The following is a 10,055-nucleotide window of genomic DNA, read 5'->3' as shown; positions in this document are numbered from 1 at the left end:
GCCCCGGCACCCTGTTCCTCACCGTCGTCGGTGCGCTGCTGATCGTGCTGGGCGCGGAAACGTACGGCCTTCTGCGGCAACGCGTTCCGGTGGTCGACACGCCGGAGGACCGCGCGGAGCAAGGCCGTTCAAATGTTTGAGCGCACCCCCTACACGTTGTCGTAGATAGCTTGGTAAACTCTTTACCGTAGGCAGCCAAACCAGGGGCGATCACGATCATCGAGCCAGGGTGGTTATGCTTACAGCCGTGCCGGACCTGAGGGGGTTCGGCTCTGCACCGTCGACGATGTCGCCGACGTACAGACGCCATGGCGGGTATGCCGACCCGCGCAGCTGCTGACGAACTCGAGCCGACCTGAGTCGACCACAAGATCGTCAATGTCCGATCGAACCGCAGGCGAAAGCATGTCCTGCGGCCCGAACACGGGAGAGAACGCTGAGCGTCACCACTTTGGCGGCCGAGTTTCACGCGCCGTCGCTGTCAGATTTCTTCCCTCCAGCTGTGCTGTTCGAGGGGACGCCTTTCGAGCTCGACCGTTTGATGCTCATCCGCATCCTGATGACGGCCGTCCTGGTCGCGGTGATGCTGTTGGCATTCCGCAGCCCCAAGATCGTGCCGCGCGGGCTGCAGAACATCGCGGAGTCGGGCCTGCTGTTCGTCAAGGAGCAGATCTGCGACGAGGTCCTCGGCAAGGAATCGGGCCGGAAGTTTTTCCCGCTCATCGCGACGATCTTCTTCACGGTGCTGTTCCTGAACTTCTCGGGCATCATCCCCTTCCTGAACATCTCCTCGAACGCGCGAATCGGCATGCCGCTGGTGCTGGCCGCCATCGCCTATGTCGCGTTCAACTACGTGGGTATCAAGAAGTACGGCTTCTGGAAGTACATGCGTTCGAGCATCGTGGTGCCCAATGTGCCGATCGCGATGCACGGGCTGCTGATTCCGATCGAGTTCATCTCGACCTTCATCCTGCGCCCGTTCACGCTGACCGTCCGACTCATGGCCAATATGCTGGCCGGACACATCATGCTGGTGCTGTTCTTCAGCGCGACCCAGTACTTCCTGTTCGACGGCGCGGCCTGGATGAAGGGGCTGTCCCCGTTCGCACTGCTCGGCGGATTCGCCTTCACTCTCTTCGAGATCTTGGTGATCTTCCTGCAGGCCTACGTTTTCGCGCTGCTCACCGCCGTGTACATCGGACTGGCGCAGCACGCCGACTCGCACTGACCGCACAACCGCACAAGACTGCCCCACCTCGTCGCCCGGCGGGTGGGCAACAGAAAGGGAAAGAAATCTCATGAGCCTCTCCTACGTGGCCGCCGAACTCGCCCAGACCTCCGAGAAGGTCAAGGGCTACGGCGCGATCGGTTACGGTCTGGCCGCCATCGGCCCCGGTATCGGCGTCGGCATCGTCGTCGGTAAGGCGATCGAGGGCATCGCCCGCCAGCCCGAGCTGCAGGGCACCATCCGGACCAACATGTTCCTGGGCATCGCGTTCACCGAGGCGCTGGCACTGATCGGTCTCGTCGCCGGCTTCATCTTCTGATTGCCATGAACGGGATACATTTGCTCGCCGAAGAGGCGGCGGAGGACAAAAACCCGCTCCTCCCGGAGCCGTACGACATCGTCTGGTCGGCCGTCTGCGTCATCATCATCGGGTTCGTCTTCTACAAGTACGTCATCCCGCGCCTGATGAAGGTGCTCGACGAGCGCTCGGACAAGATCGAGGGCGGCATCGCCAAGGCCGAGGCCGCGCAGGCCGAGGCGCAGGCGACGCTGGAGCAGTACCAGCAGCAGCTGGCCGAGGCCCGGCTCGAGGCCGCGCGCATCCGTGAAGAGGCGCGCACCCAGGGCCAGCAGATCCTCGCGCAGATGCGCGCGGACGCGCAGGCCGAGGCCGACCGCATCGTGGCCTCGGGCAATGCGCAGCTCGACGCCCAGCGCCAGCAGATCGTGACCGAGCTGCGGTCGGAACTGGGCAACACCGCCGTCGACCTGGCCGAGAAGATCATCGGGCAGTCGGTGTCGGACGAGGCCAAGCAGGCCGCGTCGATCGACCGGTTCCTCGCCGAGCTGGACGAGAAGGCCGGCATCGGGGTCGGAAGGTAGCGACACGAAAGTGGGAAGCATGTACGCAGCGAGCCGCGAGGCGAGTTCCCGTGCCCGGGAAGCTCTTTCGGCCGCTCTCACCGGGAGCGACTCCGTCGCCGCCACGACGGGCTCCGAACTGTTCGCCGTTGTCGCCGTACTCGACGACCAGCGTTCGCTGCGTGTAGCGCTCGCGGATAAGTCGGTGTCGAGTTCGGCGCGCGCCGAACTGGCCGAACGCGTCTTCGGCGGCAAGATCAGCGCGGCCACCCAGGCCGTGCTGACCACGGCCGTCGCCGAGGACTGGTCCCGCACCCGGGACCTGGTCGACACGCTGGTGCTGCTCGGCCGGGAGGCGCTGCTGCGCGCCGCGGCCGATCGCGAGCGGATCGACGCCGTCGAGGACGAGCTGTTCCGGCTCGGTCGCATCGTCGAGGACAATCCGGACCTCGAGCAGGCCCTGGCCGACCGCGGCAAGTCCGCCGCGGACAAGCGCGGCCTGATCACGCGCCTGCTGACCGGCAAGGCCGAGGACATCACGATCCAGCTCGCCGAGCAGGCGGTCAGCCGCTCGCACGGCGACGTCGGTGTCGTCTTCGACCACCTGTCGGACCTGGCGGCGTCGCTGCGCAAGCAGATCGTGGCGCACGTGCGTGCCGCCTCGGAACTGACGCCGCAGCAGCGGGAACACCTGGCGGCCTCGCTGCGGCGCATCTACGACAAGCCGGTCACCGTGCACGTGCAGGTCGACCCGAGCCTGCTGGCCGGTGTCGTCGTGCGCGTCGGTGACGACGTGATCGACGGCAGTGCCGTCGGCCGACTGCAGCGGCTGCGCCAGTCCCTCGGGTAACCCGGCGCGCCACACCCCGACATTCCAGACCAGACAGCGAGAGCAGGAAGAACCATGGCGGAGCTGACGATCTCCCCCGATGAGATCCGTAGCGCGATCGAGAGCTACACCCAGAGCTACACCCCCGAGACCTCCATCGAGGAAGTCGGTGTGGTCACCGACACCAGCGATGGCATCGCCCACATCAGCGGCCTGCCCTCGGCGATGGCCAACGAGCTGCTCGAATTCCCGGGCGGCGTGCTGGGCGTCGCGCTGAACCTCGAGGACACCGAGATCGGCGCGGTCATCCTGGGTGAGTTCGACACCATCGAGGAGGGCCAGCAGGTCCGCCGCACCGGTGACGTGCTCTCGGTGCCGGTCGGCGACAACTTCCTCGGCCGCGTCATCGACCCGCTCGGCCAGCCGATCGACGGCCTGGGCGAGATCGAGTCCGACGAGCGCCGCGCCCTGGAGCTGCAGGCCGCGTCCGTGCTGGAGCGCCAGCCGGTCGGCGAGCCGATGGCCACCGGCATCACCGCCATCGACGCGCTGACCGCGATCGGCCGCGGCCAGCGCCAGCTGATCATCGGCGACCGCAAGACCGGTAAGACCGCCGTCTGCATCGACGCCATCCTGAACCAGAAGGCGAACTGGGAGTCGGGCGACCCGACCAAGCAGATGCGCTGCATCTACGTCGCCATCGGCCAGAAGGGCTCGACCATCGCCGGCGTCAAGGCCGCGCTGGAGGCGCGCGGCGCGATGGAGTACACCACCATCGTCGCGGCGCCCGCGTCGGACTCCGCCGGCTTCAAGTGGCTGGCGCCCTACACCGGTTCGGCGCTGGGCCAGCACTGGATGTACCAGGGCAAGCACGTGCTGATCGTGTTCGACGACCTGTCCAAGCAGGCCGAGGCCTACCGCTCCATCTCGCTGCTGCTGCGCCGTCCGCCGGGCCGCGAGGCGTACCCGGGTGACGTCTTCTACCTGCACTCCCGTCTGCTGGAGCGCTGCGCGAAGCTGTCCGACGAGCTGGGCGCGGGCTCGATGACGGGTCTGCCGATCATCGAGACCAAGGCCGGTGACATCTCGGCGTTCATCCCGACCAACGTCATCTCCATCACCGACGGCCAGGTCTTCCTCGAGTCCGACCTGTTCAACAAGGGTGTGCGCCCGGCGATCAACGTCGGTACCTCCGTGTCCCGCGTCGGTGGCGCCGCGCAGACCAAGGGCATGAAGCAGGTGGCCGGTTCGCTGCGCCTGGAGCTGGCCCAGTACCGCGAGCTGGAGGCGTTCTCCGCCTTCGCCTCCGACCTGGACGCCGCCTCGCTGGCGCAGCTGGAGCGCGGCGCGCGCTGGGTCGAGCTGCTCAAGCAGGACCAGTACAGCCCGGTCGCGGTCGAGGACCAGATCGTGTCGATCTTCCTGGTCGACGGCGGCTACTTCGACTCGGTGCCGGTCGGCGACGTCCGCCGCTTCAACGCCGAACTGCTGGAGGATCTGCACCGCAGCGCCGCCGACGCGTTCAAGGCGATCGAGGGCGGTAAGCGGGTCGAGGGCGAGGCTGCCGAGCAGTTCAAGGCCGCGACCGAGAAGTTCAAGCAGGGCTTCCTGGCCTCCGACGGCAGCCGCGTCGTGAACGAGGCCGGCGCGGGCGAGCTGGACCACGAAGAGGTCGAGTCGCTGGCGGTCACCCGCAAGCACGTCGAGAAGTGATCGGGTCGTAGACCGATGTCTGTCGAAGACCGAGCGATTGAAGGGAGTGTGAGTAGCTGATGGCAAGCGTGCGCGAATTGCGCTCCCGCATTCGCAGTGTGAGCTCGATCAAGAAGATCACCAAGGCTCAGGAGCTGATCGCGACCTCGCGAATCACCAAGGCGCAGGCCCGGGTCGCGGCGGCCAAGCCGTACTCGGAGGAGATCACGAAGGTGCTCGGCGAGCTGGCCGGCGCCTCCCAGAATCTCAACCACCCGCTGCTGGTGGAGCGCCCGAATCCGCGCCGCGCCGCGATCCTGGTGATCACCAGCGACCGCGGCATGTGCGGCGGCTACAACTCCAACGTGCTCAAGCGCGCCGAGGAGCTGGTCACCACGCTGCGTGGCGAGGGCAAGGAGCCGGTGCTCTACGTGATGGGTGCCAAGGGCCTGACGTACTACACCTTCCGCCAGCGCGAGGTGAGCGGTTCGTGGGTCGGCTTCTCCCAGCGCCCGAACTACACCGACGCGTCGGCCGCGTGCAATCACCTGGTGGAGGCATTCATGGCCGGCGCCGACGGTGAGGTGGAGCTGCCGAACGGGACGGGCACCATGGCCGGTGTGGACGAATTGCACGTCGTGTACACGCGATTCGTCTCGATGCTGACCCAGACCCCGGAGGTGCGCCGGCTGGCGCCGATCCAGGTGAGCTTCGTCGACGAGAACTACGAGATGGGCCCGGATTCGTTCACCGATTCCGCCGACGCGGAGGTCACGGCCCAGTACGAGTTCGAGCCCGATGCGGACACGCTGCTGGCGGCGCTGCTGCCGAAGTACATCAACACCCGCATCTACTCGTCGTTGCTCGAGGCCGCGGCCTCGGAGTCGGCCGCGCGCCGCACGGCAATGAAGGCCGCCACCGACAATGCCACGGATCTGGTGAACAACCTGACCCGCCAGGCGAACTCGATCCGGCAGGCCAACATCACGCAGGAAATCAGTGAAATCGTCGGCGGCGCGAATGCGCTGGCAGCAAGTCCTAGCGACTGAGCCCGAGCCCACCTAGGAAGAAGACAAATGACCGCAGCAGTTACTGCAGAAAACACGAGCCGGGCGGGCGCTGGCACAGGCCGCGTCGCCCGGGTCATCGGCCCCGTCGTGGACGTCGAGTTCCCGCGGGGTGCCATTCCCGAGCTGTTCAACGCCCTGCACGCGGAGGTCACCCTCCCGTCGGTGGCCAAGACGCTGACCCTCGAGGTCGCACAGCACCTCGGCGACAACATCGTCCGCACCATCTCGATGCAGCCGACCGACGGCCTGGTCCGCGGCGTGCCGGTGTCCGACACCGGCAAGCCGATCTCGGTCCCGGTCGGCGACGTCGTCAAGGGCCATGTGTTCAACGCCCTCGGCGACTGCCTCGACGCGCCGGGCACCGGCCGCGACGGCGAGCAGTGGGGCATCCACCGCCAGCCGCCGCCGTTCGACCAGCTCGAGGGCAAGACCGAGATCCTGGAGACCGGCGTCAAGGTCATCGACCTGCTCACCCCGTACGTGAAGGGCGGCAAGATCGGCCTGTTCGGTGGTGCCGGTGTCGGCAAGACCGTGCTGATCCAGGAGATGATCACCCGTATCGCGCGCGAGTTCTCCGGCACCTCGGTGTTCGCGGGCGTCGGTGAGCGCACTCGTGAGGGCACCGACCTGCACCTGGAAATGGAGGAGATGGGCGTCCTGCAGGACACCGCCCTCGTCTTCGGCCAGATGGACGAGCCGCCGGGCACCCGTATGCGCGTGGCGCTGTCCGCGCTGACCATGGCGGAGTACTTCCGCGATGTGCAGGGCCAGGACGTGCTGCTGTTCATCGACAACATCTTCCGTTTCACCCAGGCCGGTTCCGAGGTGTCGACCCTGCTGGGCCGCATGCCTTCCGCCGTCGGTTACCAGCCGACCCTGGCCGACGAGATGGGTCAGCTGCAGGAGCGGATCACCTCGACCCGCGGCCGCTCGATCACCTCGATGCAGGCGATCTACGTGCCCGCCGACGACTACACCGACCCGGCGCCGGCGACCACCTTCGCGCACCTGGATGCGACCACCGAGCTGTCGCGCCCGATTTCGCAGAAGGGCATCTACCCGGCCGTCGACCCGCTGACCTCGACCTCGCGCATCCTCGAGGCCTCGATCGTCGGCGACCGGCACTTCGCGGTGGCCAACGAGGTCAAGCGCATCCTGCAGAAGTACAAGGAGCTGCAGGACATCATCGCCATCCTCGGTATGGACGAGCTCTCCGAGGAGGACAAGGTCCTCGTCGGCCGCGCCCGCCGCCTGGAGAAGTTCCTCGGTCAGAACTTCATCGTGGCCGAGAAGTTCACCGGTCAGCCGGGTTCGGTCGTGCCGCTGGAGCAGACCATCGACGACTTCGACCGGGTCTGCAAGGGCGAGTTCGACCACCTGCCGGAGCAGGCGTTCAACTCCTGCGGTGGCCTGGACGACGTCGAGGCGGCCGCGAAGAAGATCGCCGGAAAGTAGTCCACCATGGCTGACATGTCAGTTGATCTGGTCGCCATCGAACGGCGGCTGTGGTCGGGGCGGGCGAATTTCGTCATCGCCGAGACCACCGAGGGGCAGATCGGTATTCTGCACGGCCACGAGCCGCTGCTCGGCCAGCTGGTCGAGGGCGGCACGGTGACCATCGACAGCACCGAGGGCGAGCGCATCGTCGCCGCCGTGCACGGCGGTTTCTTCTCGGTGACCGCGTCGTCGGTGCGGATTCTCGCCGAATCCGCGGAATTCGCCGGTGATGTGGATGTCACCGCCGCGCGTGCGGTGCTCGCCGATCCGAATGCCTCCGAGCAGGATCAGAATGTGGCGCGGGGACAGGTGCGCGCGGCGGAGGCCGCGAACGCCTGATTTCCGGCGCGTAATAATCGAGCGAGGCCCCCGGGGAATTGCCCTGGGGGCCTTTGCTGTTAACATCTGGCAACGGTCCGTTCGAGACCGAACTCGCCGATTGTTCGTCGGCTTTCTCGGCTTTCCAGCTCCACCTGAAGTACCGAGCATTACCTCAGCACTGGCTAGTTGGCGCACGCGTGGTCGCCATCGGTAGTACGGGGCGGCCTCGCCACGATGAGCGAGGGGTGGATGAACAAGTACCAGGTAACAGGGTTGCGGTGGCGGGCGCGAATCGGCGCGGCCGCAGCAATTTTCGTGACCGCTGTCGGATTGTGGTCGCCGGGCGCGGCCCGGGCGGACACATTTGTGCCGCTGCCCGACGGGCATATCGAGGGCCGCGGGGTGAAAATCACCAACACCGGCGAGCGCGCGATTATCTCGCCGTCGCTGGCCGCCAACGGCGCCGGGCGCACCGCGTGGGTCACCGGCAACGTCACAGTTGACATCGATACGCCGCCGGGTGAGGTCGGGCCCAACAACGGTGCCCTGAACGAGCCGGGCACCAACAATTCGTCGACACACGGATCCTCCGGGCTCACCGTCGGCTACATCGTCGGATGTCAGGTCGCGCTGGGGAATTTCGGCCCCTCGCTGGCCGTCACCCTGTCGCAGACACCGTCGGCCGCCGCCGGGCTGTCGTTCCCGATCAGCCCCGGTGAGGTGAAGTGGGTGCAGATCAACAACAAGGACATGACCAAGTCCGGGCAGTACTACCTGAATTACCGGGACGTCCCGATGGATGTGCAGGGCTGCGCCGGTTATGCGCAGGCCCGCAGTTTCGCGGTCGTCGAGGTCATCGGCCCCGATTATCAGAAGCTCACCCTGTACGGCCAGCCGTTCAGCATCGGCTGACCCGGCTCTGCGAAAGGAAGGCGCATGATCCGCAGTATTGCTTTGCGATGTGGCCGGGTGTCGGGACTGGCGCTGGCGGTGGCCGTCGGAATGGGTTTGTGTTCCGCGGGCGCGGCGAATGCCGATACCTTCGTGCCGCTGCCGGGCGGTTCGATCACCGCCACGCTGGGCGACGGCACGGAGGTCACGCTGTCCATCGTGGACGAGTCGGCGAAGATCAGCGGCTCGATGGGCGCGACGCCGCTGCACCGCAACGTCTGGACGAGCGGCCGTGTGATCGCGGATGTTTCGGGTCCGGGGGCATCCTCGGCCGGTATCCAGCTGAATCCCGGATATGTGGTCGGGTGCCAGGTGGATATCGCGTCGTTGACGTCGCAAGAAACGGATACTCAGGGCACCACGACCTCCAACGGTGCGCTGGTGCCCGCGGCGCCGGTGATCGGGGCCACCGAGACGCTCACCATCGGGCCCGGTCAGGCGGTCGCCCGGTACCTGCTGGATATCGAGCAGCCCGACGACTACGGCAACGAGGACCACAAGCGGCATCCGACGGTGAAGGGCTCGCACGCGAGCGTCAGCTGGACCGACGAGACCTTCGCGGTCAACGGCTGCGGCGGGTATGCGCAGGCCCGGGCCTTCACGATGGCCGACGTCTCCACCGACGCCGCGGAAAGCATGATCACCGTGTGGGGAGCGCCGTTCAGCATCGGCTGACCCGGAGGCAGCGGGATTCGACGGTCGGATGCGCCGATTGCGAGTCCCGCGCACCGGCCCCGGATTACGCTGTGTGCCACGCCCTTACCGTGCCGCGAGTACCGCGCGCACCGCGGTTCGGGACGGTTTGTAGACTCGCCCCCAACGGTGACCTTGTTCGGGATGGCACGGTACCCGCAACGGCACAGGGGCAAAGGCGAAGGGACGGACCTGGATTGCGGACCGGGATGGTGCTGCTTCTCATTCTGGTGCTGCTGCTCGTCGCCCTGGCGCTGATTTCGGTCTACCGGTTCGTCATGTTGCGCCGCGGCGGTACCGCCGCGATCCTGCGCGTATTGCCCGCCAAGGGCGGTCAGGGCTGGCGGCACGGCCTGATCCGCTACGGCGAGGACCGCCTGGTCTTCTTCAAATTGACGAGCCTGAAATTGGGCGCGGACGCCTCGATCCGCCGCCTGGGCATCGAGGTCGTGGATCGGCGCGGCCCGGTCGGCGACGAGTACGACATCATGACCGACGACATCATCGTGATCGCGGTATCCGACGGCGACGGCAGCTACGAGCTGGCCCTGGACCGCGGCGCCCTGGCCGCCTTCCTCTCCTGGGTCGAATCCCGCCCCTCCGAACGAATCCGCCGCCGCCCACCCCGCCTCTCCGGCTCCTGACCGCCCCACCCACCCTTCCGCACATCCGTCCCGGCCCCTGCGCCCACCTTCATTCCCGACGCCTGCGCCTGCTTTCGTTCCCGGCGTCTGCGCTCGCTTTGTTCCCGGCGTCGGCGGTCGCGGTCGTTGCCGGCGGGGGGGGGCGCGGGGGGGGAAGCACCAGCCGCCGGCCGGGGGTATTGATGGGGGGTCCCCTGGAGCCCCGGCGGCGGCCCGGTTAGGCGGGGGGGCCGGGGCGGGGGTTATTTGAGGGTGCAGAGGGGGCGGGG

Annotated in this window: 11 protein-coding genes; all 11 read left to right on the top strand. The window is 67.1% G+C overall.

The genetic code is table 11. The annotated features are described in order from the left end of the window. The first annotated feature begins 451 nt into the window (after positions 1-451). Positions 452-1,228 carry a F0F1 ATP synthase subunit A gene (gene atpB / locus QH290_RS03385; protein WP_483244088.1) on the top strand — a complete coding sequence of 259 codons (777 nt, stop codon included), beginning with the start codon at positions 452-454 and terminating at the stop codon, positions 1,226-1,228. 70 nt (positions 1,229-1,298) lie between these two features. Next, positions 1,299-1,547, top strand: coding sequence for an ATP synthase F0 subunit C (locus QH290_RS03380; protein WP_187684978.1), 249 nt, complete (start codon positions 1,299-1,301; stop codon positions 1,545-1,547). Between the two features lie 5 nt (positions 1,548-1,552). Beyond that, complete coding sequence (locus tag QH290_RS03375) at positions 1,553-2,110, top strand: F0F1 ATP synthase subunit B (RefSeq protein WP_280268171.1); 558 nt, start codon at positions 1,553-1,555, stop codon at positions 2,108-2,110. Between the two features lie 19 nt (positions 2,111-2,129). Then, on the top strand, positions 2,130-2,939 hold the full coding sequence (locus QH290_RS03370) for a F0F1 ATP synthase subunit delta (protein WP_280268170.1): 810 nt from the start codon (positions 2,130-2,132) through the stop codon (positions 2,937-2,939). Positions 2,940-2,993: 54 nt separating this feature from the next. Beyond that, on the top strand, positions 2,994-4,631 hold the full coding sequence (gene atpA / locus QH290_RS03365) for a F0F1 ATP synthase subunit alpha (RefSeq protein ID WP_280268169.1): 1,638 nt from the start codon (positions 2,994-2,996) through the stop codon (positions 4,629-4,631). Between the two features lie 59 nt (positions 4,632-4,690). Beyond that, positions 4,691-5,659 (top strand): F0F1 ATP synthase subunit gamma, encoded by a 969-nt coding sequence (locus QH290_RS03360; RefSeq protein ID WP_280268168.1) that lies wholly within the window; start codon positions 4,691-4,693, stop codon positions 5,657-5,659. Positions 5,660-5,686: 27 nt separating this feature from the next. Beyond that, positions 5,687-7,135 carry a F0F1 ATP synthase subunit beta gene (gene atpD / locus QH290_RS03355; RefSeq protein ID WP_280268167.1) on the top strand — a complete coding sequence of 483 codons (1,449 nt, stop codon included), beginning with the start codon at positions 5,687-5,689 and terminating at the stop codon, positions 7,133-7,135. 6 nt (positions 7,136-7,141) lie between these two features. After that, positions 7,142-7,516, top strand: coding sequence for a F0F1 ATP synthase subunit epsilon (locus tag QH290_RS03350; protein WP_280268166.1), 375 nt, complete (start codon positions 7,142-7,144; stop codon positions 7,514-7,516). A 216-nt stretch (positions 7,517-7,732) separates the two neighbouring features. Continuing rightward, positions 7,733-8,410: an MspA family porin gene (locus QH290_RS03345; protein WP_280268165.1), complete on the top strand. Its 678-nt coding sequence runs from the start codon at positions 7,733-7,735 to the stop codon at positions 8,408-8,410. A 24-nt stretch (positions 8,411-8,434) separates the two neighbouring features. Further along, positions 8,435-9,124: an MspA family porin gene (locus QH290_RS03340; protein ID WP_280268164.1), complete on the top strand. Its 690-nt coding sequence runs from the start codon at positions 8,435-8,437 to the stop codon at positions 9,122-9,124. A gap of 227 nt (positions 9,125-9,351) precedes the next feature. Continuing rightward, positions 9,352-9,786, top strand: coding sequence for a DUF2550 domain-containing protein (locus QH290_RS03335; protein ID WP_280268163.1), 435 nt, complete (start codon positions 9,352-9,354; stop codon positions 9,784-9,786). Positions 9,787-10,055 lie beyond the last annotated feature (269 nt).

The organism is Nocardia wallacei, from assembly GCF_029869545.1.
Lineage (GTDB): Bacteria > Actinomycetota > Actinomycetes > Mycobacteriales > Mycobacteriaceae > Nocardia > Nocardia wallacei_A.
Note: the sequence above shows the minus strand (reverse complement) of the source record. Positions and strands in the feature narration are given on the sequence as shown.

What these genes read in the sequence shown, in the direction of transcription:
- QH290_RS03370 (WP_280268170.1), top strand. Translation starts at nt 2,130, where the DNA reads ATGTACGCAGCGAGCCGCGAGGCGAGTTCCCGTGCCCGGGAAGCTCTT.
- atpA (WP_280268169.1), top strand. Translation starts at nt 2,994, where the DNA reads ATGGCGGAGCTGACGATCTCCCCCGATGAGATCCGTAGCGCGATCGAG.
- QH290_RS03350 (WP_280268166.1), top strand. Translation starts at nt 7,142, where the DNA reads ATGGCTGACATGTCAGTTGATCTGGTCGCCATCGAACGGCGGCTGTGG.
- QH290_RS03360 (WP_280268168.1), top strand. Translation starts at nt 4,691, where the DNA reads ATGGCAAGCGTGCGCGAATTGCGCTCCCGCATTCGCAGTGTGAGCTCG.
- QH290_RS03335 (WP_280268163.1), top strand. Translation starts at nt 9,352, where the DNA reads ATGGTGCTGCTTCTCATTCTGGTGCTGCTGCTCGTCGCCCTGGCGCTG.
- QH290_RS03380 (WP_187684978.1), top strand. Translation starts at nt 1,299, where the DNA reads ATGAGCCTCTCCTACGTGGCCGCCGAACTCGCCCAGACCTCCGAGAAG.
- atpD (WP_280268167.1), top strand. Translation starts at nt 5,687, where the DNA reads ATGACCGCAGCAGTTACTGCAGAAAACACGAGCCGGGCGGGCGCTGGC.
- QH290_RS03345 (WP_280268165.1), top strand. Translation starts at nt 7,733, where the DNA reads ATGAGCGAGGGGTGGATGAACAAGTACCAGGTAACAGGGTTGCGGTGG.
- QH290_RS03340 (WP_280268164.1), top strand. Translation starts at nt 8,435, where the DNA reads ATGATCCGCAGTATTGCTTTGCGATGTGGCCGGGTGTCGGGACTGGCG.
- QH290_RS03375 (WP_280268171.1), top strand. Translation starts at nt 1,553, where the DNA reads ATGAACGGGATACATTTGCTCGCCGAAGAGGCGGCGGAGGACAAAAAC.